The organism is Variovorax ureilyticus (assembly GCF_037889935.1).
Lineage (GTDB): Bacteria > Pseudomonadota > Gammaproteobacteria > Burkholderiales > Burkholderiaceae_C > Variovorax > Variovorax ureilyticus.
On sequence record NZ_JBBKZU010000011.1, the window covers coordinates 206,051 to 232,878 of the forward strand.

Genomic DNA, 26,828 nt, shown 5'->3' on the forward strand with positions numbered 1-26,828 from the left:
GCGTCAGTCAGCCTTCAGGCGGCCGTCCTTGGTGGCCTGCGTCGCGAGCGCGTATTCGGCGTCGAGCGCGCGGGTGAACTCCTGCGGCGAGCCCCAGAAGGCGACGCTGCCGAGATCGCGTGCACTGGCGACTGTCTGCGGGTCCTTCACCGCCTGCGCGAGCGCGGCGGAGAGTTTTTCCTGCACGTCCTTGGGCGTGCCGGCCGGCGCGAGAACGCCGACGTAGGTCGTGCCGTCGATCTGGCCGAAGCCCAGCTCGGCCACGGTCTGCACGCCGGGCAGCGACGGGTCCTGCGAGGGGCCGAGGATCGCCTGCGGCACCAGCGTGCCGGCCTTGATGTGCTGGAGCGAGCTGGTCACCTGGTCGAAGTGCACATCGACCTGCCCGCCGATCAGGTCGATCAGCGCCGGGCCCGAGCCCTTGTAGCTGACCGCCGTGAACTTGGCGCCCAGCAGCGTTTCGAGCTGCAGCAGCGCGAGGTGGTTCGGCGTGCCCGGCCCCGAATGCGCCGCGACCAGCTTGCCCTCGCCCGAACGCGCGTAGGCCACGAGGTCCTTGAAGCTCTTGAAGCGCGGGTCGTTCTTGCGCGTCAGCAGCACCATCGAACTCTTGTTGACGAGGCCGATGGGCGCGAAGCTCGATCGGCTGTAGCTGGTCTTGACCATCTCGGGCACGGTCACGACGACGCCCGCGCCGCAGAGCAGCAGCGTGTAGCCGTCGGGCGCGGCACGCGCGACCTGCATGGCGCCGATCGAGCCCCCGGCGCCGGCGCGGTTGTCCACCACCACCGACTGGCCGAGCACCTTGCCGAGCGCGACCGCCACGGTGCGCGCGACGATGTCGGTGTTCCCGCCGGGCGCGAAGGGCACCACGATCGTGACGGGCTTGCTCGCGAAGCCTTGCTGCGCCCAGGCCTGGGTGCCGACGGCACCGCCGAGGCCGGCGAGCGCGCTGAGCTGAAGCAACTTGCGACGCTGGATCTGCATGGGATTTGTCTCCATTGGATCTTGGATCTTGGGTCTTGGATTGGGGATCGGCTCGATCAGGCCGCTTCGAAGCGCAGCACGTCGTCGAGCGCGGCGCGGATCTTCGCGAGCTGCGCATCGCTCGTGGCCGGCATCGGTGCGCGGGGCAGGCCGGCGGCGCAGCCCTGCAGCGTGATCGAGGTCTTGATGTTCGCCGGCAGGTTGTCCGCGACGATCGCGTTCCAGAAGGCGAGCATCGACTTGTGCATCTCCAGCGCCTTCACATGGTCGCCGGCCTGCACGGTGTTCCACAGCGCGACGCTCACGCCGGGCAGCGCAGCCGGCGTCGCGGCGATGGTGCCGTGCGCACCCAGCGCGAAGGACGAGTAAAGCAGCGCGTCGACCGCCGAGTACACCTTGCAGCCCTTCGGCACGCCGAGCAGCAGGTCGGCCATCAGTTTCAGGTCGCCCTGGCTCTGCTTGATGCCCTGCACGCCCGGCAGCTCCTTCATCAGGCGGATCATCTGCGCCGGGTTGAGGTAGTTCCAGGGCACCACGTTGTAGATGATGACGGGGGTGTCGACCGCTTCGGTCAGTGCCTTGAAGTGGCGGAAGGTCGCTTCCTCGTCGGGCTTGAAGAGGTAGTGCACCGGCGTGACCTGCAGGCCCGCCACCGGCAGGTGCGAGATCGCCTTGGCGCGGTTGATCGCGTCGCGCGTGCTGTTGGAGATGATCCCGGCCACGATCGGCACCTGGCCCGCGACTTCGCTCGCGGTGATTTCCATGATGCGCTTGAACTCGTCGATCGTCAGCGTGTGGCCTTCGCCGGTGCTGCCGCCGGGGCACACGCCGTGCACCTTCTTGTCGAGATTGAAGCGGATGACCTTGCGGAAGGCTGCTTCGTCGATGTCGCCGTCGGCGGTGAAAGGCGTGACGAGCGGCGGAATGACGCCGGTGAGATCGAGACCCATGGAATGCTCCGAATTGCAGGTGGAAGAAGGTGAGGAAGCGCTGGTGTCGCGCTGTGATCGCACTGTACACTCACTGACATGTCAGATGGATGCTAGTAATAACCCTAGTATCCTGTCAGTGCCGCAAACCGGCTCGCCCCACGTACCATGACCGCCATGAACACCCTCGAGATTCCGCGCGCCAGGCCGCGCGCGCCAGCGCCCGGGAAGTCCTCCCCGGCCGATGCGGCGCCCGTGACCTTGCGCAACCTCGCCTACCAGGGCTTCCGCCAGCAGATCATCGATGCGCGCATCCGTCCGGGGCAGTTCGTGTCCCAGCGCGAACTCGTGCAACTGCTCGAAATGCCGCTCGCGGCCGTGCGCGAACTGGTGCCGCGTCTGGAAGCGGCGGGGCTCATCAAGGCCGTGCCCAAGCGCGGATTGCAGATCGCCACCGTCGACATGAAGTTGATCCGCAATGCATGGCAAGTGCGCACGATGGTCGAGCGCGAGGCGGTGATCCATTTCGCGCGCACCGCATCAGCCGAAACCATTGCCCAGCAGATCGCCGCGCACGAGGCGATCCTCGAACGCGCGCTGCGCCCGCAGCCCGACGAGGCGCTGGAGAGGGATTCTCAGGCGGTCGACTGGGGCCTGCACGATCTCATGGTCGATTCGATCGGCAACGAGATCCTTTCGGAGATCTACCGCGTCAACAGCCTGCACGTGAGGCTGATCCGCTACGACGCGGATTCGATGCGCCCGGTGCAGGTGGTGCCCGCGATGCGCGAGCACCTCGAATTCCTGCAGGCGCTCGCGGCCGGAGATCGCGACGGCGCGCTCGAATTCATGATGGCGCACATCGAGAAATCGAAGCGCCGCGTGCTCGCGGGCATGTTCCAGGTCGACGAATTGCCGGACGCGGATTGACCACCCTGCGGCCGCTCAATCGTGAAGCCGCCCGGCAATCAGCTCGCGCAGGATCGACAACCCGGGCGGCTCCGTGCGCCCCGCCAATGTGACCAGCCCGAAATGCGCGCCCGTTGCGATCGCGGGCTTCACGGGCAGTAGAACCAGGTCCGGCGCGACGGCGCGGATCGCGAACAGCACGGCATCGCTCTCGCGCACCACCGCGACCAGGCTCGATAGTTCGTTGCAGCGCAGGCTCACGCACTCGTCGGGATGTCCCTGCGGTCCGTAGGCTTCGACCATCTCGCGCATGACTTCGTCGCCCAGCTTCGTCGATGCGATGGGATAGGAGCGCACCGCATCGAAGCCGATGGCGCCACGCTTGCGTGTGAGCGGGTGGCCACGGCGGCACATGAATCCGCCGCTCATCTCGACCAGCGGCTCGACGCGAAGGTCCGGCGCCGGCCGGAACCAGCGCGCCTCCAGCACCGCCGCATCGAGTTCGCGATTGCGAAGTGCCTGCAGAAGCCGGTCTCCGTCGCCGTGGAGAACATCGACGCGAATCGGCGCGCCCGGCTGCGCCATGCCGATCAGCAGCGGCTGGGTCAAGAGCGCGCCGGGGCCCGAGCCGAGGCCGACACGCAGCGTGCCTGAGCGCCCGCCGTGCCTGCGGCCGCCGGATGCGCTCAGTTCGTCGGCGTCGAACACCAGTTGACGCGCCCGCTGCAGCACGTCGTGCCCGAACTGGGTGAGCTCGCTGCGCCGGCCGACGCGATCGAACAGCTTCCGGCCCAGTTCGTCCTCGAGCATCCGGATGCTGCGGCTCAGCGCAGGCTGCGTGAGGAAGAGGGCTTCCGCGGAGCGGGTGAACGAAGCGGTCTCGGCGAGCGAGATGAGGTGCCGAAGCTGTACGAGCGTCATCGCCGAGACCCAGTGATTGCCATGAGTCTGAATTATGGCGAGGGCAAGAACAATGCATTGGACTTGGGGGAGCTTGCCTTCTAGATTTCGGTGCCCCATAACGATTTCCATACGAGACAACCGATGCACCTGCCGTCCTTGCGCAAGCTTTCCCTTTCCATCCTCGTCGCTTTCTCCGCCACGCCCGCCGCATTCGCGGAGAAACCCGTGCCGCGCATCGACGCCCTCGTCGACGGCATGTATCCGCAACTCGAGACGATCTACAAAGACATCCACGCCAACCCGGAGCTGAGCTTCAAGGAGACCCGCACGGCCGCCAAGCTCGCGGCGGAGATGCGTGCCATCGGCTTCGACGTCACCGAGAAGGTGGGCGGCACCGGCGTCGTCGCGATCTACAAGAACGGGGCGGGCCCCACGATCCTGGTGCGCACGGAACTCGACGCGCTTCCCATGGAGGAAAAGACCGGCCTGCCGTACGCCAGCAAGGTCAAGGCCGACTGGAACGGCCGCGAAACCTTCGTCGCGCACAGTTGCGGGCATGACATCCACATGGCGAGCTGGATCGGGACCGCGAAGACGCTCGTCGCGCTCAAGGACCAGTGGAAGGGCACCTTGATGTTCATCGGCCAGCCGGCCGAAGAGGCGGGCGGCGGCGCCAAGGCCATGCTGGCCGACGGCCTGTTCAAGCGATTCCCCAAGCCCGACTTCGCATTCGCCCTGCACACGAACCCGTCGCCCTATGGGTTCGTGGGTTATCGGGTCGGGCCGATCACTTCTTCTGCCGACGCGCTCGAAATCACGTTCAAGGGACGCGGCGGACATGGCTCGGCGCCGGACAAGACCATCGACCCGATCACCATCGCCGCGCACTTCGTCACCGACGTGCAGACCGTGGTCAGCCGCGAGAAGGATCCCTTCGAGTTCGGCGTGGTGACGATCGGTTCGATCCAGGGCGGGACCGCGGGCAACATCATTCCCGATTCGACCGTGCTTCGCGGCACGATCCGCAGCTACAAGCCCGAAGTGCGCGAGAAGCTGCTGGAAGGCGTCCGTCGCACTGCCAAGGCGTCGGCGGCGATGGCCGGCGCGCCCGAGCCCGCGATCGACTTCGGTGACGGCGGCGCGGCGGTCATCAACGACGAGGCGGTCGTCCAGCGCACGGTCGCCGCGCTCAAGTCGCAACTGGGCGCGGCGCAGGTCGTGCAGGTGCCGCCGATCACGGCGAGCGAAGACTTCTCGGAGTATGTGAACGCGGGTGTGCCGTCGATGTTCTTCTTCGTCGGCGTGAGCGATCCCAAGCAGGTGGCCGATTCACTGAAGCCCGGCGGCAAGCCGCTGCCGTTCAATCACTCGCCCTTCTTTGCGCCGGTGCCGGAGCCTTCGATCAAGATGGGGGTTCAGGCGATGACGACGGCGGTGTTGAGCGCGATGAACAAGTGACAGGCGATGGCGATCGCGACCGATGGCGTGTTCATTTCCGGCGCCCGTCCGCGTCGCGCCGCACGATCTCCTTGACCATCGCGTCGAACTGGCGTGCCATCACGGTCTGCAGAGCGATCCTTCCGATGACCGGCGGCACGTCGAAACCGGGCACCAGTCGTCCGGAATACGACAGCCGCGTGTAGCCGGAAGGCAGGCTTTCGACGGTGTAGCGGCCGTCGAGCGCCCGGAGGTTGCCGCCGATGGCGCGGGCCGCCACATGGGTCTGCGGTGATTCGACGACCGCGAGCTTCACTTCCACCGGCTGGCGGAAGAAGAGAAACGCCAACTCCCCGCTCTGCTCCACGATCACGCGATCGGCCTCGCGTTGCAGCACGCGCGAGCTGCGCATATAGGGGATGAATCGCGGGAGATGGTCGTAGTCGGTGATGACGTTCCACACGGTGCGCGGATCGACCGGCATCTCGGCGGAGACCTCGACGGTGACGGTGTCGTCCTTCCGATGCGTTTCGATGTCGACGCGCTGGGCGAGCGGCGGGGTGCCGAGCAGCCACGCGGTTGCGCCGACCACGAGCAGCTTGCCGGCCCGGCTCATGGACTCATCGGCGCGCGAGCGCGGATGTCGAAGCGGACCTTGAACGCGTCCTCGACCTGAAGTGCACCGCCGAGCAGCGAGACGGGGGCGATGCCGAAATCGGATTGCCGGAGTTCCATCGAGCCGATGATGCGCAAGGCGTCTTGCGTCGCGATGACTTTCAGCGGCACGGTCGAGGTCCGGGTCGTTCCGAGCAATGTGATCGCGACCGATCCCGACAAGGGATTCTTCGGGTCCACATCGCGCACCTGCACGAGCGCATACGGAAAATCCCGTGTCCGCAGCACCTTGTCCTGCATGTTGGTACGCGTGCCTTCGATATCCGACGCGGTCGGCTGCGTGTCGAGCCCGGCTTCCGTCCGCAGGACAGGCTCATCGACGGTGAGTTCGGCCAGCGGCATGAACAGGTCCGCGCGGCCTTGCGCGGGCGCGACGAACCCCTGCAGCGAACGGCTGGCGATGACGTGGTCATGCCCGAGCCGCGCGAGCGATCCGCCACGCCGCACCGTGAGCACCACGAGCGCGTCTCTCGGGCCGACGCGATAGACCGCCTCGCCCTGGGCCGCCAGGCGCTCGTAGACGTCCGAGGGGAAGCCCTGCGGCGCACGTTCGCGCGCTGCCTCCGGTGCCGCCGCCTGCTGCTTGGGGCCCGATCCGCACGCGGCCAGCACCATCGCGAGCGAAACCGCCACTGCGCGCGCAACAAAGGCGACCGCCAGCGCCTTCATGCGGCCTTGCGCAGTCGCACCTTGAATGTGACCGTGACATCCGCGCCGATGGTGTCCGTCGCCGTCCATTCCCCAGTGCCGATGCCGAAGGCGCCGCGCTTGACGACGAACTTGCCTTCCATGCTCGCGGTGCTGCCCGATTCGCTCCATGAGAACGGCACTTCGACCGGCTGCTGCGCGCCCTTGAGCGTGAGCGTGCCGCGCGCGACGAAGGCGTTGGGCTGCACCCGCCGGACCTCGGTCGCGTGGAACTCCGCCTGCCGGAAGCGCGCGAAGTCGAACCATTCGGCGCCCGCGATCGCCTTGTTGATGTCGGCGCTCGCCATGTCCGCGCTCGCGACGTTGATCGTCACGTCGAGCCGGCCCGCGTCATCCTTGGCCGGGTCGAGGCTGAGCTTGACGTCGAACTCCCGGAAGACGCCCGGTGCGGGGCTCTTCTCGAAGCTCGCGGCGAATTCGAGACGGCTGTCGGCAGGCTCCAGCTTCCAGTCGGCGGCGCGCGCCACGGCGAAAGGGAAGGCGAGACCGGCGAGCAGCGCGGCCGTGACGGCGGGATTTCTCATCGGGACGTCCTTCTCCATGGAAGCATGCGGACCAGCACATCGTCGTGCTTGATGTAGTGGTGCCGCAGCGCCGCGGCCACGTGCATCACCAGCAGCACGATCAGCGCGATGCCCAGCGCACCGTGGACATCCGCGACGACCTCGGCAAGATGTTGGTCCGTCTTCGCGATGGAGGGCAGCGGAATGCGCCAGTAGATGCTGAACGGCACGCCGGCGGCCGAGCTGACCACCCATCCGGTGAGTGGAATCGCGATCATCGCCACGTACAGAAGACCATGCGTGAGGTGCGCCGCGATGCGCTCCCAGTGGGGCATGCTCGAAGGCAAGGCTGGCGCGCGATGCGTCGCACGCCACGCCAGGCGCACCACCACGAGCGCGAGCACGAGCATGCCGGTGGACTTGTGCCACACGAAGAGATCGAGTTTCGTCGGGGACAGCCGCCAGCTCACCGCCATCCATCCGACCACGAACTGCGCCAGGATGAGCACGGCAATGGTCCAGTGCAAGAACCTGGCGACGGCGCTCCAGCCTGCGCCGGAAGACGCGGGCGAATTCGGTTGGTCAGTCCAGTGGCTGGTAGGCATCGATCTCATCGATCGGCATGTCGCTTCGCAGCGCACCGGCCTGCGCCTGGCCGTGGTGCGCGATGGCCTGCAACTCGGGCACGAGCGTCAGCAGCCGGCGGGTCAGCCAGTACAGGTGGGAGGGGTCGAGCGGGTTGCGCTGCTTCAGCACGTCGATCAGCCGCTGGGGCCGGTTGCCGAGGGGAAGTTCCGTCAGTGGTTCGAGGATCGTCGCGAGTTCGTCGCGCACCTGCTCGTCCACGAGGTCATGCTCATCCAGGCTGCGCCAGATGGCTTGCACCGCGCGCTCGCACAAGCCGTCGGGGCTCCATGAGTCCATGGGCATCGTTGGCGCGGAATGCGTCGCTCCGTTGGCAAGGCTGGTCGGCGAAGGCATGGGTTGCTCCCTCAACGCGCCCCCACGATACGCCGCGCCCGTGCCGATGGCAACGCCGGCCCCGGGCAAGACTTCAGCGGAAAGCCGCCAAACTTGTTACTCCCCACGGCGGCGCGGCGGTGACAGACTGGCCTTTTGCAGCCCAGGAGATCGAAGCCATGACCTCATCAATCGAGAGGATGAACACCCCGCCGGTCGTTTCGCCCCAGGCGTGGGAAGCGGCCCGCGAGCAATTGCTCGCCAAGGAAAAGGCGCTGACCCATGCGCGCGACGCGATGGCCGCCGAGCGACGACGAATGCCGTGGATGGTGGTGGAGAAGCCGTATGTCTTCGAGGGCTCTTCGGGCAAGCGAAGCCTTGTGGAGCTGTTCGACGGCCGGCGCCAGCTCATCGTCTACCGCGCCTTCTATGAACCCGGCGTGTTCGGCTGGCCCGAGCATGCCTGCCGGGGCTGCTCGATGGTGGCGGACCAGGTCGCGCACCTGTCGCATCTCCATGCCCGCGACACCACGCTCGTCTTCGTCTCGCGCGCGCCGCAGGCAGACATCGCAGGGCTGCAGCAGCGGATGGGCTGGGCGCACATTCCGTGGTTCACCGTCACCGACAGCTTCGATGCCGACTTCGGCGTCGGCGAGTGGCACGGCACCAATGTGTTCGTGCGCGACGGCGACCGCATCTTCCGCACCTACTTCGTCAACAACCGCGGCGACGAGCAGATGGGCGGCACCTGGAACTACCTCGACATCACGCCGCTGGGCCGGCAGGAAGTCTGGGAGGACTCGCCCGAGGGCTATCCGCAGACGCCGCCCTACAAGTGGTGGAACTGGCACGACAGCTACACCGCCGACGCCGAGCCCGACAGGAAGTGGGCCCTGGTGTCGGACGCGGGCGAGGCCGCGTTCCGGAAGGATCATTCCAGGTAGTAGGTCTGGATCGGCTCGGCCTTGCCCTTGACCATCGCGGGTGGCATCGCCCGCAGGCGGAACCGGTCGTCGAGCGCGGCGCGGATGTCCTCGGTGATCAGCAGGTCGACCTCGTACTTGCTGGTCAATCCTTCGACGCGCGACGCGACGTTGATCGGGTCGCCGGTCACGCTGAACTTCGACAGCCCCGCGGTGCCGATCACGCCGGCCACCACCTCGCCGCCATGGATGCCGACGCCGAATCGCAACTCGGGCAGGCCCTTCTCGCGCAGCGTGGCGTTGTAGCGCGCCAGTTCGGCGCGCATGTCGAGCGCGGCCAGCACCGCGTCGCGCGCCTGCCAGGGATTGGGTTCCATCGCGCCGAACAGCGCCAGCAGGCCATCGCCGACGAACTCGGTCACGTGGCCGTGATGGCGCGTGATCGCCAGCGTCATGTGGCGGAAGTAGTCGTTGAGGATGCTCACGGTCACGGCGGGGTCGAGCCGGTCGCACAGCGCGGTGAAGCCCCGCAGGTCGGCGAACAGCATGGTCACCTGCCGGCGCTCGGGCGCGAAGGTGTCGCCGCCGTGGGTCAGGCGTTCCACCACGTCGGCAGGCACGAAGCGCTCGAACTGGCGCTGGAGCTGCTCCAGCTTGTCGTCGGTGGACAGCAGGAGCTTTTCGAGCTGGCCGTTCTGCTGCCGCATGCGCAGCGCCAGCGCGGCCAATGCCGCCACGGCGGCGGCCCCGAGCGCGACGAGCACCCAGCCCAGCGCCATCACTCCAGCAGCATCGCGAGTCGGACGGTGCCGTTCGCGAGGGCCGCGACGCCGATGGCTTCCAGCAGTGCGGCCGGACCGAGTTCGGCGCCAAGCGCGCGGGTCTTCTGCTGGATGGACGAGGGCTCGTAGTAGACGGTGTCGCGGGCCCACGAGAGAAGCCCATCCTCGCGCTGCGGCAGGCGCGGGGAGTGCAGCGTGCCGAGGGCGTTGTCGATCTCGTCGCGGCCGAGGCCTTCGCTCTCCAGCAGCCGGATGGCCTCCGCCTGGCAATGCGGACAGCCGAGCGTGCGTCCCACCACGGCGAACATCAGCACCTTGGCGGTGCGGCTCAGCTCGCCGGATTCGAAGGCACCGTCGAGCGCCGCCTTCATGATGCCGGCCGCGCGCAGGCCGGCAAGCGGCCCGAGCACCGCGCCGAAGGGACCACCCGTCAGCGCTGCCGCATCCGGCAGCGCCTGCGCCGGGGCGTCCGGCTTCTTCATCAAGCGCATCGCGATGGCGATCACCCAGCGCATCGGGCCGGCGGCCATGCGCTCGAACTTCTGTTCTGGCGGGCATGCCATGAGCGTGCTCACCCGGTTGTAGAAGCAGCCGAAGGAGATCGCGAACGCGATCTCGCCGACTTGCGCCGGCGTGTAGCCGCTGGCCAGCAGCGCGGCGCGATCAGCCGCGGCGGGGCGCGGTTTCGACCGTGCGAGGCGGCGGCAGAAGGCGATGTAGGCGCGCTGCTTCTCGTCGAGCTCGGCCAGCAGCACATCGCGCTCGACCTGCTGGATGAAGGACTCGCGGTAGCCCAGCACCTTCATGAAGGCGCGGTTGGCGCCGTAGCAGTAGCGGCAGGCGTTCTCCTGCGCGGTCACCATGCTGCCCATGCGGTGCAGCCGCTCGGGCACGGCGGCGGGCATGTAATTGGTGGCGTGATAGGCCGCCTCGCGCAGCCAGGGGAGGGAGGCAACGCGCCGGTCCACTTCGAGGACCTGGGCGCCGCGCCGCTTGAGTTCGGCTTCCCACTTCGCATCGGGCGACGCCGGCAGCACCGGATCGCTCCACTGGATCTCGCTCAGCAACATCGCCATCGGGCACTCCAACGGAAATCGAGGAAACGCATCCTGCACCGGCATTTCGCCGGCCTGGAGCCGGATTCTGCCTTCCCGGCGCGCCGCCGCCGAGGCTTTGCGGCCGGTGTTACCGGCGCCGCCTGGAATCCAGTGCCGCGCGGCTCGCGTTCGCGAGCAGCTCCGCAAAGGCCTCGGCCGCCGGCGACAGGCTGCGCCCGCTGCGCTTGATGATGCCGATGGGCCGGCTGATCGCGGGCTTATCCAGCCGCACGCCGACCACCGAACCCGGCCTGCGCGGCAGCGTGAGCTGCGGCACCACCGCGACGCCCATTCCGTGCTCGACGAGGCCGATCAGGGTCGAGACGTGCCGCACTTCGCAGACCGGGCGGGGCAGGGGCGGCAGCTCGGCCAGCGCCTGGTCGATGAAGAGGCGGTTGCGGCTCGCCTGCGACACCCGCGCGTGGGGGTAGTCGGCGAGCTCCTCCCAGCCCACGGAGCGGCGCCTGGCCAGCGCATGGCCCGCGGCGACGGCCAGCACGTACGGCTCCTTCAGCAGCGGCGTGAACTCGACTTCCGGGTCCTGCATGCCGATGTAGTTGAGCGCGAAGTCCGCCTCGCCCTGCTTGACGGCGGCGAGCACCTCGTCCGCGCCCTCTTCGATGATGCGCACCAGCACGCGCGGATGCTGCGCGCGGAAGGCGTTGATCACCGGCGGCATGAAGTGGTGGATGGTCGAGAGCACCACGCCGATGGTGACGTCGCCCGCCTCCAGCTCGGCCGCGTCGCGCAGGCTTTGCACCGAACGGTCGAGGTCCTCCATCAAGCCGCGCACCTGCCCGAGAAAGCGCTGCCCGAGCGAGGTGAGCGCGACGCTGCGCGTGGTGCGGTCGAAAAGGCGCACCTCCAGCATGTTCTCCAGGTGCGAAATGCGGCGCGACAGGGCGGGCTGCGAGAGGTACAGCGCCCGCGCCGCCGCCGCGAAGCTCTGCGTCTCGGCGACGGTGACGAAGGCGCGCAGGTCGGCGAGGGAAGGCTTGGTCATGGCAATCGATTCATGCAAGCGATGCAATAAAGCACCAGAAACTTGCAATTTACCGCAAGGGCGCGAATGACGAAGATCGCGCCACAAAAGAGGAGACATCGACATGCAACGCCGCCATCTATTGCAGGCCGCAGCGGCCGCGGTCGCGATGCCGAACATCGCTTTCGCGCAGAGCTATCCGACCAGGCCGATCCGCTACATCGTCCCGGTGGCGGCCGGCGGGGGCAACGACATGATCGCCCGCGTGGTCGCCGAACGCTGGGGCCGGCTGCTCGGCCAGAGCATGGTGGTCGACAACCAGAGCGGGGGCGGCGGCGTGGTCGCGAGCCAGGCCACCGCGCATGCAGCGCCCGACGGCTACACGCTCATGCAGGGCTACGTCGCCACCCACGGCACCACACCCGCGACGCGCAAGGTGAGCTACGACGCGATCAAGGATTTCACGCCGATCGGAATGATCGGCGCCACGCCCAACGTGCTCGCGGTCAACGCCTCGGTGCCCGCGAACACGGTCGACGAATTCATCAAGTACGTGAAGGCCAACCCGGGCAAGGTGAGCTACGGCTCGGCCGGCGCGGGCTCGCTCACGCACATGACGATGGAGCTCTTCAAGCAGGAGACCGGGACCATCATGGTCCACATTCCTTACCGCGGCATCGCGCCCGCGATCACCGATCTGGTCGGCGGGCAGACGCAGGCGATGTTTCCCGGTCTCGCGGCGGCGCTGCCGCATCTGCGCTCGGGCCGCATGCGGGCGCTGGCCGTCACCGGCAAGGCGCGCAGCGCGCAGCTCAAGGAGGTGCCGACCATGGAAGAACTCGGCTTCAAGGGCTTCGATGCGATGCAGTGGTACGGCTCGGTCGGCCCGGCCGGCATTCCGCCGGACATCGTGCGGCGGCTCAACGAGACGCAGATCGCGGTGCTCAAGGCGCCCGACCTCGCGGAAAAGCTCTCGGGCGAAGCGGTGGAGCCGTGGCCCATGACATCGGAAGAGTTCGGCCAATACATCGCCTCGGAGATCGCGCGCTGGACCGCACTGGCCAAGGCGCGCGGCATCCGGCTCGACGAGTGACGCCGCACCCGGCTTCCCATTTTCTTCAACCTCGCAACCGATTCAGATCCAGTGGCACGCAATACGCACGTTCCTGCCGACACCTCGGCACCCCCGGTCACCGCCATCCTTGCCCGCTTCGTTTCCGGCCACGCCTCGCGCGGCTGGAGCGATGCGGTCGAACGGGAGGCCCATCGCACCTTCTACAACTGGCTCGGCTGCGCTATTGGCGCGGTATATCATGAAGCAGCGACCGCAGCGCTCGGGGCCGTCCGCCTGCTGCAGCCGCCGCCGCAAGCCACCGTGCTCGGCAGCAGGGAGAAGGTGGACATGGCCAGCGCGGCCCTGGTCAACGGCATCACCTCGCACACCTTCGACTTCGACGACACGCACCTCAAGACCATCATTCATCCCGCGGGGCCTGTCGCTTCGGCGGTTCTGGCGCTTGCGGAACACCGCGGGGCGAGCGGGCGCGCGGTGATCGATTCGCTGGTGCTCGGCATCGACGTGGCGTGCCGCGTCGGCAACACGATGTACCCGGACCACTACGACCGCGGCTGGCACATCACCGGCTCCACCGGCATGCTCGGCGCTGCGGCCGGTTGCGCGCGGCTGCTGGGCCTCGACGAGAAGAAGACCGCCATGGCGCTCGGCATCGCCGCATCGCAACCGGTCGGCTTCCGGGAGCAGTTCGGCACCATGACGAAGCCCTTCCATCCGGGCGGGGCGGCGCGGGCCGGGCTGATGTCGGCGCTGCTGGCGAGCCAGGGATTCACCGCGAGCGAGCGGGCGCTCGAAGCGCCGCGCGGCTTCGTCCAGGTGGCCTCCGACAAGCGTGCGTGGAACGAGGTGACCGACGAGCTCGGCGAGCGCTTCGAGATCTCCTTCAACACCTACAAGCCCTTCGCCTGCGGGATCGTGATCCACCCGAGCATCGATGCCTGCGTGCGCCTGCGAGAGCAGGGCATCACCGCCGAGCAGGTGGAGCGCATCGAATTGCGCGTGCATTCGCTGGTGCTCGAGCTCACCGGCAAGAAGGAACCCAAGGACGGACTGCAGGGCAAGTTCAGCGTCTACCACGGCTGCGCCGCGGGGCTGCTCTTCGGCCGCGCGGGCGAGGAGGAGTTCTCCGATGCGGTAGTGAACGACCCTCGCGTCGTCGCCTTGCGCAACAAGGTCCAGGCCACGGTGGACGACAGCATCGACGAGGCCGCGGTGCGCGTGGCGGCCGTGCTGACCGATGGCCGCCGCGTGGAGGTCTGCGTGGATCACGCGATCGGCTCGCTGGAAAACCCGCTCACCGATGCGCAGCTCGAGGCCAAGTTCGCCTCGCTCGTGGTGCCCGTGATCGGGCAGGGTCATGCGGACGAGATCACGCAGCACTGCCGCGCGCTGGCATCGATGCCGGACATCCGCACCCTCACGGCGCTCTGCGCGGCGTGACGAACCCGCATCTTCAGGACCTGACGTGACATCCACCGCACCCCTTCGCATCGGCATCCTCAACGGCGACGACATCGGGCACGAGATCGTTCCCGCTTCCGTCGACATCGCACGTGCCGCGGCCGAGCTGCACGGCGTGCAGGTCGACTGGCATCCGCTGCCCATCGGCGCGCGCGCGCTGGAAACGCACGGCCACACGCTGCCGCCCGAAACGATGGCCACGCTCCAGACGCTCGACGGCTGGATCCTCGGGCCCATCGGGCACCGCGCCTATCCCAAGGTGCCGGACGCGATCAACCCGCATCCGATCCTGCGCAAGCAGTTCAATCTGTTCGCCAATGTGCGGCCGACGCGCTCGTACCCGGACATCGGCTGCCTGCACGACGGCGTCGACCTCGTCATCGTGCGCGAGAACAACGAGGGCTTCCAGCCGGACCGCAACATGGTCGCGGGCTCGGGCGAGTTCCGGCCGACGGACGACGTGACCCTGTCGGTGCGCGTGATCACGCGCGCGGGCAGCCGCCGGGTGGCGCGCGCGGCCTTCGAGCTTGCACGTCAGCGCCGCAAGCACCTGACGTACGTGCACAAGGACACCGTCTTCAAGCTGAGCTGCGGCATGTTCGTCGAGGAGTGCCGCAAGCTCGCGGCCGAGTACCCGGACGTGCGCGTGGACGACGTGATCGTCGACACCTTCGCGATGCGCCTGGTGCGCGATCCGCAGAGCTTCGACGTGGTGGTGACGACCAACATGTTCGGCGACATCCTCTCGGACGAGGCAGCGGGGCTGGTCGGCGGTCTCGGCATGGCCCCGGGGCTGTGCATCGGCGATGGCGATGTCGCGATGGCGCAGGCCACGCATGGCTCGGCGCCGGACATCGCGGGGCAGGGCATCGCCAACCCGTACGCGATGATCGAATCGACCCGGATGATGTTCGAGTGGCTGGGCCACAGCCGCGACAACGAGGGCGCGGTGCGCATGGGCGCCTCGATGTCGAAGGCCACGACCGCCGCTCTGGCGGACCGCCAGGCACGCACCGGCGACATCCGGGGCACGGGCAACACGGCATCGTTCACGCGGGCCGTGTTGAAGAACCTGCACGTCTGAGGTCCGCGATGAAGTCCTATTGGATGCAGACGAACGGGGCCGATGCAACGCTCGACCTGCGCGACGTGGAGATCCCCTTCCCGGGCCCGCATCAGTTGCTGGTGCGTGTGCATGCCTCGTCGCTGAACCGCGGCGAGTTTCTGCCCGGGCACGGCAAGCCCGGCGTGTGGAAGGCGGTCGGCGGAGAGGCTGCCGGTGAAGTGGTTTCGAAAGGCGCACAAGTGCGCGGCTTCGATTCGGGCGATCGCGTGATGGGACGATGTGCCGGCTCTTTCGCCGAATACGCGTTGCTGGATGCTGCCGAAGCGATCCCGATGCCGGCGAATCTCAGCTTCGAGCAGGCCGCGAGCATCCCGCTGACCTTCCTGGTGGCCTTCGACATGCTGGTGTTGCAAGGCCGGCTGAAAGCAGGCGAGTGGCTGCTGATCAACGGCGTGTCGTCGGGCGTCGGCGTGGCTTCGCTGCAACTGGGCAAGGCGCTGGGTGCGAAGGTGATCGGCACCTCGGGTTCGGCCGGCAAGCTGGCATCGCTCCAGTCCCTCGGGCTAGACCTGGCGTTGTGCACCCGGCAGCCCGACTTTGCGGCGGCGGTGATGGAGGCGACCGCAGGGCAGGGCGCGAACCTGATCGTCAACACAGTCGGCGGCACGGTGTTCGCCGAAGACATCCGCGCGCTCGCCTTCGAAGGCCGGCTTGCGACCGTGGGCTATGTCGACCGCGTAGTGCATGCCGACGTCGATCTCGAGGCGCTGCACGCGCGGCGGCTCACGTTGTTCGGTGTCTCCAACAAGCTGCGCTCCAAGGAACAGAAAGCCGCGGCAGTGCCGCGCTTCATTGCCGAGGTGCTTCCGTACTTTGCCGAGGGGCGCATCGTGCCCTGCATCGACCGGGTGATGGATTTCGCGCGTTTGCCAGAAGCGAAGGCGCTGATGGAGGCCGGTGCCCACGTCGGAAAAATCGTACTGAGATTGCCGGTCGCGACCTGATTCGCGATCGGGTCCAGAGTGCAAGGGTCAAAGCGAATGAACAACGACTGCTTCGCCGCGCGGCGCGCCCTGTGCGGCGCCGGTGTCCTGATGCTCGCGGGTTGCGGCGCCAAGCCGCCGGCCGACCTGCGCACGGTGCGCAACGAGCTTGCGCCCACGGGGACGCTGCGCGCGGCGATCAACTTCGGCAATCCGATCCTCGCCACGCGCGGCAAGAGTGGGGAGCCGCAGGGTGTGTCGGTGGATCTCGCGCGCGAAGTCGCCAAGCGCCTGGACGTGCCGCTCGAACTGGTGCAGTTCGACTCGGCCGGCAACGTGGTCGAGGCATTGAAGGCCGGCAAGGTGGATCTCGCCTTCGTCGCTGTCGATCCGGTGCGCGGCGCGGACATGGATTACACCGCGCCCTACGTGATCATCGAAGGCGCGTACCTCGTTCGCAAAGGCTCGCCGCTGCAACGCAACGAGGAGGTCGACCGCCCAGGCACGCGGGTGGTGGTCGGCCGCGGCAGTGCGTACGACCTGTTCCTCATGCGCGAACTCAAGGCGGCCACGCGGGTGCGCGCACCGACATCGCCTGCGGTGACCGACATGTTCCTCTCGCAGAACCTGGAAGTGGCCGCCGGCGTGAAGCAGCAGCTCGAAGCCGACGCGAAGCGTGTCGGCAACGTGCGCCTGCTCCCGGGTCGCTTCATGGTGATCGAGCAGGCCATGGGCGTGCCGAAGGGGCGCACCTCGGCGCAGCGCTGGCTCAGCGACTTCATCGAGCAGATGAAGCGCACCGACTTCGTGGCCGCCGCATTGAAGCGCCATGCCATCGAAGGCGCGGCCGTCGCTCCGATGAAATGAGAACACCCCCATGCGCCTTCGGCGCTCCCCCTCAAGTGGGCGCACCCGGCGGCCCGGCGGAGCCGGTTGCGCGGGTGCCCTGGTTTCGCTGCCAACTGGACTTTTTTCAAACTGACTCACTGATGGAGATTCCATGAAGCGACTGAAACGACTGGCCGCCATCGGCGCCACCCTCGCAGCCCTGGCCCTGCCCGCCGTGGCGCAGAACGTGAAGGTGACGCCACTGGGCGGCATCGACGGCGAGTTCTGCCCGCAGGACCGGGCGCTGGTCTTCGAGGACCCCAATGGCACGCGCATCCTCTACGACCCGGGCCGCACGGTGGCCGGCGCGTCGGACCCGCGCCTCGGCAAGATCGACATCATCCTGGTGAGCCACATGCATGGCGACCACCTGGGCAACGCGCACAACAAGGCACCCAACTCGGGCAGCTGCGAGGCACCGGACATGTCGGTCTCGTCGATGCCCAATTCGCTCGCGGTCGAGATCGCGCTCGCGAAGAAATCCAAGATCGTCACCGGCAGCGAGATGCCGCCTTTCTTCGCGGCCAAGCTCAAGGCCAACGGCGGCAATCCGGCGGATTCGATCCTCGCGCGCTTCGGCGGCAGCGTGACCTTGAGCGGAGTGCGCATCGCGACGGTCACTGCGCTGCACAGCAACGGCGTCGATCCAGACTACATCGGCGGCGAGCTCGGCAAGGCGATGAAGGAAGCGGGCATCGCAGGCGACGTGGGTCTCGCGACCGGCTACGTGCTGCGCTTCAGCAATGGCCTGGTGGCCTACCTGTCTGGCGATACCGGCATCGTGGCCGACCAGGAGCGCGTGGTGCGCGACTTCTACCACGCGAAGCTGGCGGTGATGAACATGGGCGACGGCTTCACGACGGGACCGGCGGAATCGGCATTCATCATGAACGAACTGGTGAAGCCGGTGTCGGTGATCGCCTCGCATGCCAACGAGGTCGGCACGGTCAACGGCAAGATCCGGCCGGGCAGCAAGACCGAGGCCTTCATCAAGGCGGTCAAGGTGCCGGCTTTCGTTCCCTTGTCGGGACGCACGATGGAGTTCAACGCCGACGGCAAGTGCGCCGTCGGCTGCGAAGCCCAGATGTAGCCCGGCTACGGCTGCGCCGGCACCGCCACGCCGAGCGATTCCGCAAGCCCTGAAAGCGAGCGCCAGATGGCCGGCGCCATCTCCAGGTGGGTGGCGTTGCGCTCGCGGTTCTGCGCCTCGTACTCGCCGGGGTACTGCACGCGGTCGAAGCCGGGCGCGGGCGGCGTGTCGTGCAGGTAGTCGAGGAAGCCTTCGACTTCGGCGCTTTTCCATTCGAGCCCGAACTCCATCGCTGGATCGATGAGCACCGCGAACATGTTGTTGACGGCCATGCCGTCGCGTGGGTTCTCGGGCTGGATCGTGCCGCCGCCCGACAGAACGCCGGCGAGCAGTTCTGCCACCACGCCCAGTGCATAGCCCTTGTGCGCGCCGAAGGGCAGGATCGCGCCCGGCGGGTCGGCGAACATCACCGAGGCGTCTGTGGTGGGCAGGCCGTCCGCATCGATGATGCAGCCCTCGGGCAGCGGCTCGCCTTTCTCGGCGGCGACCCGCGTCTTGTTGAAGGCCACGGCGCTGGTCGCCATGTCGACCACGAGTGGCGGCCGGCCGTTCGGCATGGGGCCGGCGAAGCACACCGGGTTGGTCGTCAGGCGCGCGACCTTGCCGCCGTAGGGCGCGACCATGGGCGGCCGGTTGATCACGTTGGTGAAGCTCAAGAGCACATAGCCGGCGGCCGCCGCCATCTCGCCGAAGTGACCCATGCGGCCGAGGTGGTGCGAATGCCGGATCGTCAGGATGCAATGGCCGGTCTGCTTCACGCGCTCGATGCCGGCCTGCATCACGACCTTGCCGACATGCTGGCCGAATCCTCCATGACCGTCGTACATCAGGAGGCCACCGTGGTCCGCGATGCATTCGGCGCGCGCATCGCCATGCAGATGGTCGCCCTGCATCGACTTGCGGTAACTGGGCAGGATGGAGAGGCCATGGCTGGTGTAGCCGCAGCGGTCGGATTCGACGAGGTGCTCCGCCACGTCCGAGGCGATGTCGTCCGGCACGCCTTGCGCCGTGAGGATCCGCGTGCCCAGTACCAGGGCGTCGTTCAGGGAAATCTTCATTTCAGTGCTCCGTGGCGCGCGGTTGTGAATACCGCAGAGAGGCGTTCGGGGGGGCGTGGTGCCGGCCGTTCAACCACGACCGTGACGGATCGCGCCGATGGCGTGCTCTGCGCAGCGAAATAAAGGAGGAGGCCGAAGGCCGGGGGACATTCGCGGAGCAGAGTACGCCATCGGCGCGATCCCGCCCCCCCCGCCGAGCTCGCATCCCATCGAAAAAGCTCGCATTCATCCTAGGTCCAGCCCAGCCAGCGCCAGTAGGTGACAGCAAAGAGCAGCATAAGCAAATAGCCGATCACAGTGACCGGCACCCCAACGCGCGCGAACTGCTTGCCGTTGAAGGTCTCGGTCCCCAGGCACACCATGTTCTGCGGCGCATTGATCGGCAGGATGAAGCCGAAGCTCACCGTGAAGCCGAGCAGCATCGTCATGCCGACCTTGTGGATGTCGCCGGGCAGGGTCTGCAGCACCGAGATCAGGATCGGCAGCAGCGCCGCGGTGAGCGCGGTGGCGCTCGCGAAGCCGAGGTGGATCAGGATCAGGAAGGCGGCGAGGATCGCGAACACCATGACCGTCCCCTGCGTGGCGAGCCCCGAATGCGCGACCACGAAGCGCCCCAGCCACTGGCCTGCCTGCGTTGACAGCAGCGCCGTACCCAGGCTGATGCCCACGCCGAAGACGATCAGCGTGCCCCATGGGATGCGGCCCTGCAGCGTCTTCCAGTCCATCACGCCGAGGCGCGGCAGCATCAGGATCACGAGGCCGACGTAGGTGATCGACGCGGTGTCGATGTCATGCAGCTTGCCTTCGGTGGCCCAGAAGAGCAGGAGGCCTATCGACACCGCTGCGAGCCGCTTCTGCGGCCCGGTCATCGGGCCCAGTTCGGCCAGCTCGCGCTGCACCGCCTCCTTGCCGCCGGCGATCGATTCGGATTCGGGCGGCAGCAACCAGCGCACGAGGAAGTACAGCACGATCGACATCACCACCGCCCACGGCGCGCCGGCGACCAGCCACTGTATCCAGCTCACCCGCTCGCCGAGCAGCTTGTCCATGAAGCCGACGGTGAGCAGGTTCTGCGCGGCGGCGGTCTGGATGCCGACGTTCCACACGCTGGTCGCCTGCGCGACCATGATCATGATGCCGGCAGCGATGTTGGAGCGCTTGTCGACCCCGAAGGCGGTGATCACGCCCATCATGATCGGCACCACGCAGGCGCTGCGCGCCGTGGCGCTCGGCACCACGAGCGACAGCACGACCGTGACCACGATGCTCCCGATGAGGATGCGCCGCGTCGTGGTGCCGATGGTGGACAGCGTGACCAGCGCGATGCGCCGGTCCAGCCCGGTGATGGTCATCGCGGCCGCGATGCACAGCGCGGCACCGACCAGCGCCAGCGCAGTGCTCGAGAAGCCCGCGAGCGCCATGCCCAGCGCCGCACCGGTGCCGTAGGTCGTCGAAGGCGCATCCACCTTGGGTGCGAGCCCGATCAGCGCGGCCATCAGCGAGGTGATCATGATCGCGCTGGCCTCGTAGCTCACCGCCTCGCTGATCCAGACGATCACGGCGAAGACGAGGATCGCCAGCATGCGGTGTCCCGCGACGGGCAGGCCCTCGGGCTGCGGCAGCGCGAGGATCGCGAGCATCGCGGCGGCCGCGATGTAGAGGCCCCACGGCACGGGTTTGCGCGGCGCCAGCGCCGCGGCCGGTTCGGTGCCTGGGGCGGAGGCACGGTCGGGCGCGTTCGAGCTGATGCTCATGGATGCGTTCCTTCCATCGGTGCTTTGGCAGAAGCGTCGGGCGCAAGCGTAGCAGTGCCTGCGGCTCAGGCCAATGCGCTGCGTCAACGGCTTGCGGGTCGCGGCAGCTTCAAGGCGTCGGCGCGCACCGGCCGTCCTGGCTGCATCCGCCGCTGCCGGCATCCCAGTGCGCAGCCAGGTAGTCGACGAAGGACGCGATGCGCGCCGTCAGTGCCGAGTTGCGGTAGTACACCGCGTTGATCGGCTGGCGCACCTCCAGCGTGCGCGCCGGAAAGAGCGCAACGAGGCGGCCTCCGGCCCGGTCGCGGTGCGTCATGTAGTCCGCGAGACAGGCGATGCCAACGCCGTCGAGCGCCAGTTGGCGCAACGTCTCGCCGCTCGATGCCGCCACGCCGGGCGTGATGCGCAGCGGCAGGTTGTCTTCGCCCGGCAGCGGCCATTCGTTCAGCGCCGCGGGCTGCGTGAAGCCCAGCAGCGTGTGGCGCTGCAGGTCGGCGATGGTGCGCGGGCGGCCCGCGCGCGCGAGGTACGCCGGCGAGGCCAGCACCCGCAGGCGGCTGCTGCCGATGGGGCGCGCATGCAGGGTCGAGTCCTTGAGGCGGCCGATGCGGATCGCCACGTCGGTGCGGTGTTCCAGCAGATCGATCAGCCCGTCGTTGCTGTTGAGCTCCAGCACCACCTCGGGGTAGCGTGCCCGGTAGCCGGCCACGATCGGCACCACCGCGTGCAGCATGAAGGGCGAGGCGGCATCGACCCGCAAGCGCCCGGCGGGCCGCTCGCGGCGCATGGCCATGTCCTCCTCGGCTGCATCCACGCTGGCGAGGATCTGCCGCGCCCGCGCGAGAAACGCCGCGCCTTCCTCGGTCAGCTCCAGGCGCCGCGTGGTCCGCCGCAGCAAGGTGGTCTGCAGTTTTTCCTCCAGCCGGCCGAGCGTGCGGCTGATCGCCGAGACGGTCATGCCGAGATGGTCGGCCGCGCGCGAGAGCGCACCGGTGTCCACCACCGACACCAGCGCCTGCAGCTCGTCGAGGGTCGTCTTCATTGTTGATTACAGATCAAATGTGTTTGCTTTATAGGTGACTTTTTCTCAACGGAGAAAGACGCGAGACTGCCGGCTTTACCGGAGTTCCCCCATGCCTGTTCCTTCCTTCGGCCTCGGCACCTTCCGCCTCAAGGGCCAGACCGTCATCGATTCCGTGCGCAATGCGCTGGATGTGGGCTATCGCGCCATCGACACTGCGCAGATCTACGGGAACGAGGCCGACATCGGCCAGGCCATCGCGGAATCGGGCGTGGCGCGTTCGTCGCTCTTCCTCACCACCAAGATCTGGACCGACAACCTCCCGGCGTCGAAGCTGATCCCGAGCCTGCGCGACAGTCTCTCGAAGCTGCGCACCGACCAGGTGGATCTGACGCTGATCCACTGGCCTTCCCCCGGCGGTGCGGTGCCCTTGGCCGAGACGCTTCGGGCGCTGGCCGAGGCGAAGGCCGAGGGCCTGACGAAGCAGATCGGCGTGTCGAACTTCACCATCGCGCTGCTGCGCCAGGCGATCGCGCTGGCCGGCCGCGAAGCGATCGCGACCAACCAGGTCGAGATCAGCCCCTACCTCCAGAACCGCAAGCTCGCCGCCTTCGCACGCGAAGAGGGTATCCACCTGACTTCGTACATGACGCTGGCCTACGGCAAGGTGCTGCAGGAGCCGGTGCTCACGGCCATCGCAGACCGGCACGGCGCGACGCCCGCGCAGGTGGCGCTGGCCTGGGCGCTGCGGCAGGGCTGGTCGGTGATCCCGTCGTCCACCCGCCGCGAGAACCTGCAGGGCAACCTGAAGGCGATGCAAATGCATCTCGACGACGAAGACATGGCGGCCATCGGCGCGCTGGACCGCAACGAGCGGCTCGCCAATCCCGAAGGCCTCGCGCCGCAGTGGGACTGAGTGCGGCGTGCGCGGCACGCATGGACAATCGACGCATCGCACAAGGAGCGCCCGGGCATGGATATCAAGCGCCTGCAATTGCTGGTGGAGATCGTCGAGGCCGGTAGCCTCAGCAAGGTCTGCGCGTCGCGAGGCATGGCCCAGTCCGCACTCAGCAAGCACATCGCGGCGCTGGAAGAAGAGTTCGGCGCCAAGCTTTTCTATCGCACCGGGCGCGGCGTGGTGCTGACCGAGTTCGGCCAATCGATCCTGCCTCGCGTGCGTGCGGTGCTCGGCGAGTTCGACCAGTTGAAGAGCGACATCCGCGATCGCTCCGACGTGCCCAGCGGGCCGGTTCGGCTCGCGGTGCAGGCGTCGATCACGCATGCGCTGGTGGGGCCGTTGTTCCAGCGGGTGCGTGCCGATTTCCCGAAGATCGACCTGCGGCTGATGGAAGGCTTCGCGGGCAACATCGAGGATGCGCTGGCCACCGGCCGCGCGGACGTCGGCGTGTTCTCGCGCTACGGGCAGAACATCCACAAGACCGACGAGGAGCTGGCCACCAGCGAGCTGTACCTGGTGGGCCGCGCGGGCGATCCCGAAGTGTCGAAGCCCGAGTGCCGCTTCGCCGATGCCTCGCGCCTGCCGCTCGTGCTGCCGGGCGCACCGGACGGTCTCTACATGATGCTGCTGGAGGCGGCCCGCAAGGCGGGCGTGACCTTGAACACCGAGATCGAGGTCGATTCGCTCACCGCCATGCGCGAGATCGTCGCGAGCGGCGCCGCCTACAGCTTCCTCACGCGGCAGGCGGTGGAGGTCGACATGAAGCTGGGCCGCATCGATGTCAGCCGCGTCACCGACCCGGTGCTCACGCGCACGCTGGTGCTGGCCACCAGCGCGCAGCGCCCGCTCACGCAGGCGAGCCGGACGGTGATCGACCTCATCCGCAAGCTGACGCGCGCACCCCGCGCTGGTTGAGCAGGTCGAGCGCCACGTCGACGATCATGTCTTCCTGGCCGCCCACCATGCGCCGCGTGCCGAGCTCGACGAGGATCTCGACGGCGGGAATGCCGTACTTCGCGGCTGCCGCTTCCGAGTGCCTGAGGAAGCTCGAATACACGCCCGCGTAGCCCAGCGCCAGTGTTTCGCGGTCGACGCGCACCGGGCGGTCCTGCAAGGGCCGCACCAGATCGTCGGCTGCGTCCATCAGCGCGAAGAGGTCGCAGCCGTGGTGCCAGCCCAGGCGGTCGGCGGCCGCGACGAACACTTCCAGCGGCGCATTGCCCGCGCCCGCGCCCATGCCCGCCAGGCTGGCGTCGACGCGATCGCAGCCTTCCTCCACCGCCACGATGGAGTTCGCCACGCCCAGCGAGAGGTTGTGGTGCGCGTGGATGCCGATCTGTGTCTCAGCGCGCAGGGTCTCGCGGAACGCGCGGATGCGCAGGCGCACGTCCTCCATGCCGAGCGCGCCCCCGGAATCGACCACGTAGCAGCAGGTCGCGCCGTAGCTTTCCATGAGCTTCGCCTGCGCGGCCAGCTTCTGGGGTGTCGTCATGTGGCTCATCATGAGAAAGCCCACCGCTTCCATGCCGAGGTGGCGCGCGGTCTCGATGTGCTGCCGCGCGACGTCGGCCTCGGTGCAGTGCGTGGCGACCCGCACGATGCGCGCACCGGCGGCATGCGCTTCCTTCAGGTCGTGCACCGTGCCGATGCCGGGGAGCAGCAGCGTGGTGATCTTCGCCTGCTGCACGGCTTCGGCGGCGGCCTCGATCCACGCCACGTCGGTGTGCGCGCCGAAGCCGTAGTTGAAGCTCGATCCTCGAAGGCCGTCGCCGTGCGCGACCTCGATGGAATCCACGCCTGCCGCGTCCAGCGCCTTCGCGATGGTGCGGACCTGTTCGATGCCGTACTGGTGGCGGATCGCATGGCTGCCATCGCGCAGCGTCACGTCGGACACATAGATCTTCTTGCTCATCCCGGGCTCCTCTAGTAGGCGGCGGCCGTGGTCTCGGCCATGCGTTGCGCGATGCGTTCGGCGGTCGACAGGGCCGCGCTGGTCATGATGTCGAGGTTGCCGGCGTAGGAGGGCAGGTAGTGGGCCGCGCCTTCCACCTCCAGCAGGACCGTGGTCTTGAGGCCGTCGACATGCCCGATGCCGGGAATGTTCAGGCCCTGCACGCGGTCGAACTGCACGTCCTGCTTGAGCCGGTAGCCTGGCACGTAGCGCTGTACCGCGGCGACCATCTCCTTCACCGAATCGGCGATGCGCGACTCGCTCGCGGTCTCGCTGAGCGTGTAGACCGTATCGCGCATCATCAGCGGCGGCTCCGCCGGGTTGAGCACGATGATGGCCTTGCCGCATTCGGCGCCGCCCACGGTCTGGATCGCCTTCGAGGTGGTCTCGGTGAATTCGTCGATGTTGGCCCGCGTGCCGGGGCCGGCCGAGCGGCTGGAGATGCTCGCGACGATTTCCGCATAGCGCACCCTCGCCACGCGGGAGACCGCGGCCACGATCGGGATCGTGGCCTGCCCGCCGCAGGTGACCATGTTCACGTTCAGCGCGTCGAGGCAATCGTCGCCGTTGACCACCGGCACGCAGTACGGGCCGATGGCGGCGGGCGTCAGGTCCACCATGCGCAGTTCGGGCTTGCGCTCGCGCAGGAACCGGTCGTTGAGCACATGCGCAGATGCGCTGGTGGCGTCGAACACGATCTCCACCTCCTCGAAGGCCGCGAGCCGCGCGAGCCCTTCGACGCCTTCGTGCGTGGTCGCCACGCCCAGGCGCTCGGCCCTGGCGAGGCCTTCGGAGGCCGGATCGATCCCGACCATCGCCGCCAGCTCCACATGCCGGCCGTGCCGCAGGATCTTGATCATGAGATCGGTGCCGATGTTGCCGCTGCCGATGATCGCGGCCTTGATCTTCCTGTTGGACATTGAATGCTCCTCGTGTTCAGGCCGGCGCGAAGGCCGTTCTCACGGCGCCCAGTCCGGCGATGGTGGTGTCGATGACGTCGCCGGGCGCGATCGCGACCATCGGGCCGAGCGCCCCGGTCATGATCACGTCGCCGGCTTGCAGCGGGCGGCCGACCTCGGCCATCTTGCGGGCCAGCCAAAGTGCGGCGTTGAGCGGATGGCCCAGGCAGGCGGCGCCGACGCCCAGCGAGACGATCTCGCCCTTGCGCTCCATGAGCATCCCGCAGGTGCGCAGGTCCACGTCGGCGAGCTTCACCGGCCGGGTGCCCAGCGCGTAGAGGCCCGACGACGCGTTGTCCGCGATGGTGTCCAGCAGCCGGATGTCCCAGTTGTGGATGCGGCTGCCCACGATCTCCACCGCCGGAAGCACGTAGGCAACCGCCGAGATCAGCTGCGACAGCGTGATCCGTTCGCCTTTCAGGTCGCGTTCCAGCACCACGGCCACTTCCGCTTCCACCTTGGGCTGCAGCACGCGGCCGGCCGCGATCTCCTCGTCGGGACCGAGCTCCATGTCGGCGAAGAGCATGCCGAAGTCAGGCGCGTCCACGCCGAGTTGCTGCTGCACCGACTTCGAGGTCAGCCCGATCTTGCGGCCGGTGAGCCGCCGCCCCGTTTCGAGGTGGAACGCGGTGTTGAAGTCCTGCACCGCGTACGCGCCGGCTTCGCCCATCGCGGCCAGTTCCTCGCGCAGGGGCGGAATCGGCCGGCCTTCCCGGTCGGCGGTGCGCAGCGCACCGGCCAGTCGTTCGATCGTTTTCGTGTCCATGCG

General features: G+C 67.9%; 28 protein-coding genes. 11 read left to right on the forward strand and 17 right to left on the reverse strand.

Annotated elements, in window-relative coordinates:
- Window positions 1-3: 3 nt before the first annotated feature.
- Entirely contained in the window at window positions 4-987 is a 984-nt protein-coding gene (locus WKW77_RS23960; protein WP_340359388.1) for a Bug family tripartite tricarboxylate transporter substrate binding protein, read from the reverse strand.
- A gap of 56 nt (window positions 988-1,043) precedes the next feature.
- Window positions 1,044-1,937 (reverse strand): dihydrodipicolinate synthase family protein, encoded by an 894-nt coding sequence (locus WKW77_RS23965; RefSeq protein ID WP_340359389.1) that lies wholly within the window; start codon window positions 1,935-1,937, stop codon window positions 1,044-1,046.
- A 156-nt stretch (window positions 1,938-2,093) separates the two neighbouring features.
- Between WKW77_RS23965 and WKW77_RS23970 the strand changes: the two genes are divergently transcribed.
- Complete coding sequence (locus WKW77_RS23970) at window positions 2,094-2,846, forward strand: GntR family transcriptional regulator (protein ID WP_340359390.1); 753 nt, start codon at window positions 2,094-2,096, stop codon at window positions 2,844-2,846.
- A 15-nt stretch (window positions 2,847-2,861) separates the two neighbouring features.
- Here WKW77_RS23970 and WKW77_RS23975 read toward each other — a convergent pair whose 3' ends face one another.
- Window positions 2,862-3,746 carry a LysR family transcriptional regulator gene (locus WKW77_RS23975; protein ID WP_340359391.1) on the reverse strand — a complete coding sequence of 295 codons (885 nt, stop codon included), beginning with the start codon at window positions 3,744-3,746 and terminating at the stop codon, window positions 2,862-2,864.
- A gap of 123 nt (window positions 3,747-3,869) precedes the next feature.
- Here WKW77_RS23975 and WKW77_RS23980 point away from each other — a divergent pair, with 123 nt between their 5' ends.
- Window positions 3,870-5,186 (forward strand): amidohydrolase, encoded by a 1,317-nt coding sequence (locus WKW77_RS23980; protein ID WP_340359392.1) that lies wholly within the window; start codon window positions 3,870-3,872, stop codon window positions 5,184-5,186.
- 31 nt (window positions 5,187-5,217) lie between these two features.
- Here WKW77_RS23980 and WKW77_RS23985 read toward each other — a convergent pair whose 3' ends face one another.
- From WKW77_RS23985 to WKW77_RS24005, 5 genes are read right to left on the reverse strand one after another with little or no spacing between them, the layout of a single operon-like run.
- Window positions 5,218-5,781: an SRPBCC family protein gene (locus WKW77_RS23985; RefSeq protein ID WP_340359393.1), complete on the reverse strand. Its 564-nt coding sequence runs from the start codon at window positions 5,779-5,781 to the stop codon at window positions 5,218-5,220.
- On the reverse strand, window positions 5,778-6,509 hold the full coding sequence (locus WKW77_RS23990; protein WP_340359394.1) for a YceI family protein: 732 nt from the start codon (window positions 6,507-6,509) through the stop codon (window positions 5,778-5,780). Before WKW77_RS23990 ends, WKW77_RS23985 begins: the two co-directional genes overlap by 4 nt.
- Complete coding sequence (locus WKW77_RS23995) at window positions 6,506-7,072, reverse strand: YceI family protein (protein WP_340359395.1); 567 nt, start codon at window positions 7,070-7,072, stop codon at window positions 6,506-6,508. Before WKW77_RS23995 ends, WKW77_RS23990 begins: the two co-directional genes overlap by 4 nt.
- Complete coding sequence (locus WKW77_RS24000; protein WP_340359396.1) at window positions 7,069-7,665, reverse strand: cytochrome b; 597 nt, start codon at window positions 7,663-7,665, stop codon at window positions 7,069-7,071. Before WKW77_RS24000 ends, WKW77_RS23995 begins: the two co-directional genes overlap by 4 nt.
- Window positions 7,634-8,032, reverse strand: a complete 399-nt coding sequence (locus WKW77_RS24005; protein ID WP_340359397.1) for a hypothetical protein — start codon at window positions 8,030-8,032, stop codon at window positions 7,634-7,636. Before WKW77_RS24005 ends, WKW77_RS24000 begins: the two co-directional genes overlap by 32 nt.
- Before the next feature lie 179 nt (window positions 8,033-8,211).
- On the opposite strand from WKW77_RS24005, the gene WKW77_RS24010 reads away from it, so the two are divergent.
- Window positions 8,212-8,955 carry a DUF899 domain-containing protein gene (locus WKW77_RS24010; RefSeq protein WP_422823256.1) on the forward strand — a complete coding sequence of 248 codons (744 nt, stop codon included), beginning with the start codon at window positions 8,212-8,214 and terminating at the stop codon, window positions 8,953-8,955.
- Here the strand turns inward: WKW77_RS24010 and WKW77_RS24015 are convergent.
- From WKW77_RS24015 to WKW77_RS24025, 3 genes are all read right to left on the reverse strand, one after another.
- Window positions 8,943-9,713 (reverse strand): adenylate/guanylate cyclase domain-containing protein, encoded by a 771-nt coding sequence (locus tag WKW77_RS24015; RefSeq protein ID WP_340359399.1) that lies wholly within the window; start codon window positions 9,711-9,713, stop codon window positions 8,943-8,945. The two genes, WKW77_RS24010 and WKW77_RS24015, sit on opposite strands and share 13 nt — an antisense overlap.
- Window positions 9,713-10,792, reverse strand: a complete 1,080-nt coding sequence (locus WKW77_RS24020; RefSeq protein WP_340359400.1) for a carboxymuconolactone decarboxylase family protein — start codon at window positions 10,790-10,792, stop codon at window positions 9,713-9,715. Before WKW77_RS24020 ends, WKW77_RS24015 begins: the two co-directional genes overlap by 1 nt.
- A gap of 109 nt (window positions 10,793-10,901) precedes the next feature.
- Window positions 10,902-11,816 (reverse strand): LysR family transcriptional regulator, encoded by a 915-nt coding sequence (locus tag WKW77_RS24025; protein ID WP_340359401.1) that lies wholly within the window; start codon window positions 11,814-11,816, stop codon window positions 10,902-10,904.
- A gap of 103 nt (window positions 11,817-11,919) precedes the next feature.
- Between WKW77_RS24025 and WKW77_RS24030 the strand changes: the two genes are divergently transcribed.
- The 6 genes from WKW77_RS24030 (at window position 11,920) to WKW77_RS24055 (ending at window position 18,358) form a co-directional block, all read left to right on the forward strand.
- Window positions 11,920-12,888 (forward strand): Bug family tripartite tricarboxylate transporter substrate binding protein, encoded by a 969-nt coding sequence (locus WKW77_RS24030; protein ID WP_340359402.1) that lies wholly within the window; start codon window positions 11,920-11,922, stop codon window positions 12,886-12,888.
- Window positions 12,889-12,939: 51 nt separating this feature from the next.
- Window positions 12,940-14,310, forward strand: a complete 1,371-nt coding sequence (locus tag WKW77_RS24035) for an MmgE/PrpD family protein (protein ID WP_340359403.1) — start codon at window positions 12,940-12,942, stop codon at window positions 14,308-14,310.
- A gap of 25 nt (window positions 14,311-14,335) precedes the next feature.
- The gene (locus WKW77_RS24040) at window positions 14,336-15,415 is read left to right on the forward strand and encodes an isocitrate/isopropylmalate dehydrogenase family protein (RefSeq protein WP_340359404.1); all 1,080 of its coding nucleotides are present in this window, start codon (window positions 14,336-14,338) and stop codon (window positions 15,413-15,415) included.
- A gap of 8 nt (window positions 15,416-15,423) precedes the next feature.
- Window positions 15,424-16,401 carry a zinc-binding dehydrogenase gene (locus WKW77_RS24045; RefSeq protein WP_340359405.1) on the forward strand — a complete coding sequence of 326 codons (978 nt, stop codon included), beginning with the start codon at window positions 15,424-15,426 and terminating at the stop codon, window positions 16,399-16,401.
- A gap of 90 nt (window positions 16,402-16,491) precedes the next feature.
- The gene (locus WKW77_RS24050) at window positions 16,492-17,247 is read left to right on the forward strand and encodes an ABC transporter substrate-binding protein (protein ID WP_340359443.1); all 756 of its coding nucleotides are present in this window, start codon (window positions 16,492-16,494) and stop codon (window positions 17,245-17,247) included.
- Window positions 17,248-17,380: 133 nt separating this feature from the next.
- Window positions 17,381-18,358 (forward strand): MBL fold metallo-hydrolase, encoded by a 978-nt coding sequence (locus WKW77_RS24055; RefSeq protein WP_340359406.1) that lies wholly within the window; start codon window positions 17,381-17,383, stop codon window positions 18,356-18,358.
- Between the two features lie 5 nt (window positions 18,359-18,363).
- Here WKW77_RS24055 and WKW77_RS24060 read toward each other — a convergent pair whose 3' ends face one another.
- The 3 genes from WKW77_RS24060 to WKW77_RS24070 form a co-directional block, all read right to left on the reverse strand.
- Window positions 18,364-19,416, reverse strand: a complete 1,053-nt coding sequence (locus WKW77_RS24060; RefSeq protein WP_340359407.1) for an Ldh family oxidoreductase — start codon at window positions 19,414-19,416, stop codon at window positions 18,364-18,366.
- Window positions 19,417-19,646: 230 nt separating this feature from the next.
- Window positions 19,647-21,170 carry a DASS family sodium-coupled anion symporter gene (locus WKW77_RS24065; protein ID WP_340359408.1) on the reverse strand — a complete coding sequence of 508 codons (1,524 nt, stop codon included), beginning with the start codon at window positions 21,168-21,170 and terminating at the stop codon, window positions 19,647-19,649.
- A gap of 109 nt (window positions 21,171-21,279) precedes the next feature.
- Window positions 21,280-22,212 carry a LysR substrate-binding domain-containing protein gene (locus tag WKW77_RS24070; RefSeq protein ID WP_340359409.1) on the reverse strand — a complete coding sequence of 311 codons (933 nt, stop codon included), beginning with the start codon at window positions 22,210-22,212 and terminating at the stop codon, window positions 21,280-21,282.
- A gap of 91 nt (window positions 22,213-22,303) precedes the next feature.
- On the opposite strand from WKW77_RS24070, the gene dkgB reads away from it, so the two are divergent.
- Window positions 22,304-23,107: a 2,5-didehydrogluconate reductase DkgB gene (gene dkgB / locus WKW77_RS24075; protein WP_340359410.1), complete on the forward strand. Its 804-nt coding sequence runs from the start codon at window positions 22,304-22,306 to the stop codon at window positions 23,105-23,107.
- A gap of 57 nt (window positions 23,108-23,164) precedes the next feature.
- The gene (locus tag WKW77_RS24080) at window positions 23,165-24,064 is read left to right on the forward strand and encodes a LysR family transcriptional regulator (protein WP_340359411.1); all 900 of its coding nucleotides are present in this window, start codon (window positions 23,165-23,167) and stop codon (window positions 24,062-24,064) included.
- On the opposite strand, the gene dmpG is transcribed toward WKW77_RS24080, so the two are convergent.
- The 3 genes from dmpG to mhpD are packed head-to-tail and all read right to left on the reverse strand — an operon-like array spanning window position 24,027 to window position 26,825.
- Window positions 24,027-25,061 (reverse strand): 4-hydroxy-2-oxovalerate aldolase, encoded by a 1,035-nt coding sequence (gene dmpG, locus WKW77_RS24085; RefSeq protein ID WP_340359412.1) that lies wholly within the window; start codon window positions 25,059-25,061, stop codon window positions 24,027-24,029. The genes WKW77_RS24080 and dmpG overlap by 38 nt on opposite strands.
- Window positions 25,062-25,072: 11 nt before the next feature.
- Complete coding sequence (locus WKW77_RS24090) at window positions 25,073-26,020, reverse strand: acetaldehyde dehydrogenase (acetylating) (protein WP_340359413.1); 948 nt, start codon at window positions 26,018-26,020, stop codon at window positions 25,073-25,075.
- 16 nt (window positions 26,021-26,036) lie between these two features.
- A complete protein-coding gene (mhpD, locus tag WKW77_RS24095; protein ID WP_340359414.1) occupies window positions 26,037-26,825 on the reverse strand; it encodes a 2-keto-4-pentenoate hydratase in 789 nt (262 codons plus the stop codon).
- Window positions 26,826-26,828 lie beyond the last annotated feature (3 nt).

Excerpts from the sequence above, each read along its gene's own strand:
- WKW77_RS23960 (WP_340359388.1), bottom strand. The coding sequence starts at position 987 with ATGCAGATCCAGCGTCGCAAGTTGCTTCAGCTCAGCGCGCTCGCCGGC.
- WKW77_RS23965 (WP_340359389.1), bottom strand. The coding sequence starts at position 1,937 with ATGGGTCTCGATCTCACCGGCGTCATTCCGCCGCTCGTCACGCCTTTC.
- WKW77_RS23970 (WP_340359390.1), top strand. The coding sequence starts at position 2,094 with ATGAACACCCTCGAGATTCCGCGCGCCAGGCCGCGCGCGCCAGCGCCC.
- WKW77_RS23975 (WP_340359391.1), bottom strand. The coding sequence starts at position 3,746 with ATGACGCTCGTACAGCTTCGGCACCTCATCTCGCTCGCCGAGACCGCT.
- WKW77_RS23980 (WP_340359392.1), top strand. The coding sequence starts at position 3,870 with ATGCACCTGCCGTCCTTGCGCAAGCTTTCCCTTTCCATCCTCGTCGCT.
- WKW77_RS23985 (WP_340359393.1), bottom strand. The coding sequence starts at position 5,781 with ATGAGCCGGGCCGGCAAGCTGCTCGTGGTCGGCGCAACCGCGTGGCTG.
- WKW77_RS23990 (WP_340359394.1), bottom strand. The coding sequence starts at position 6,509 with ATGAAGGCGCTGGCGGTCGCCTTTGTTGCGCGCGCAGTGGCGGTTTCG.
- WKW77_RS23995 (WP_340359395.1), bottom strand. The coding sequence starts at position 7,072 with ATGAGAAATCCCGCCGTCACGGCCGCGCTGCTCGCCGGTCTCGCCTTC.
- WKW77_RS24000 (WP_340359396.1), bottom strand. The coding sequence starts at position 7,665 with ATGAGATCGATGCCTACCAGCCACTGGACTGACCAACCGAATTCGCCC.
- WKW77_RS24005 (WP_340359397.1), bottom strand. The coding sequence starts at position 8,032 with ATGCCTTCGCCGACCAGCCTTGCCAACGGAGCGACGCATTCCGCGCCA.
- WKW77_RS24010 (WP_422823256.1), top strand. The coding sequence starts at position 8,212 with ATGAACACCCCGCCGGTCGTTTCGCCCCAGGCGTGGGAAGCGGCCCGC.
- WKW77_RS24015 (WP_340359399.1), bottom strand. The coding sequence starts at position 9,713 with ATGGCGCTGGGCTGGGTGCTCGTCGCGCTCGGGGCCGCCGCCGTGGCG.
- WKW77_RS24020 (WP_340359400.1), bottom strand. The coding sequence starts at position 10,792 with ATGGCGATGTTGCTGAGCGAGATCCAGTGGAGCGATCCGGTGCTGCCG.
- WKW77_RS24025 (WP_340359401.1), bottom strand. The coding sequence starts at position 11,816 with ATGACCAAGCCTTCCCTCGCCGACCTGCGCGCCTTCGTCACCGTCGCC.
- WKW77_RS24030 (WP_340359402.1), top strand. The coding sequence starts at position 11,920 with ATGCAACGCCGCCATCTATTGCAGGCCGCAGCGGCCGCGGTCGCGATG.
- WKW77_RS24045 (WP_340359405.1), top strand. The coding sequence starts at position 15,424 with ATGAAGTCCTATTGGATGCAGACGAACGGGGCCGATGCAACGCTCGAC.
- WKW77_RS24050 (WP_340359443.1), top strand. The coding sequence starts at position 16,492 with ATGCTCGCGGGTTGCGGCGCCAAGCCGCCGGCCGACCTGCGCACGGTG.
- WKW77_RS24055 (WP_340359406.1), top strand. The coding sequence starts at position 17,381 with ATGAAGCGACTGAAACGACTGGCCGCCATCGGCGCCACCCTCGCAGCC.
- WKW77_RS24060 (WP_340359407.1), bottom strand. The coding sequence starts at position 19,416 with ATGAAGATTTCCCTGAACGACGCCCTGGTACTGGGCACGCGGATCCTC.
- WKW77_RS24065 (WP_340359408.1), bottom strand. The coding sequence starts at position 21,170 with ATGAGCATCAGCTCGAACGCGCCCGACCGTGCCTCCGCCCCAGGCACC.
- WKW77_RS24070 (WP_340359409.1), bottom strand. The coding sequence starts at position 22,212 with ATGAAGACGACCCTCGACGAGCTGCAGGCGCTGGTGTCGGTGGTGGAC.
- dkgB (WP_340359410.1), top strand. The coding sequence starts at position 22,304 with ATGCCTGTTCCTTCCTTCGGCCTCGGCACCTTCCGCCTCAAGGGCCAG.
- WKW77_RS24080 (WP_340359411.1), top strand. The coding sequence starts at position 23,165 with ATGGATATCAAGCGCCTGCAATTGCTGGTGGAGATCGTCGAGGCCGGT.
- dmpG (WP_340359412.1), bottom strand. The coding sequence starts at position 25,061 with ATGAGCAAGAAGATCTATGTGTCCGACGTGACGCTGCGCGATGGCAGC.
- WKW77_RS24090 (WP_340359413.1), bottom strand. The coding sequence starts at position 26,020 with ATGTCCAACAGGAAGATCAAGGCCGCGATCATCGGCAGCGGCAACATC.
- mhpD (WP_340359414.1), bottom strand. The coding sequence starts at position 26,825 with ATGGACACGAAAACGATCGAACGACTGGCCGGTGCGCTGCGCACCGCC.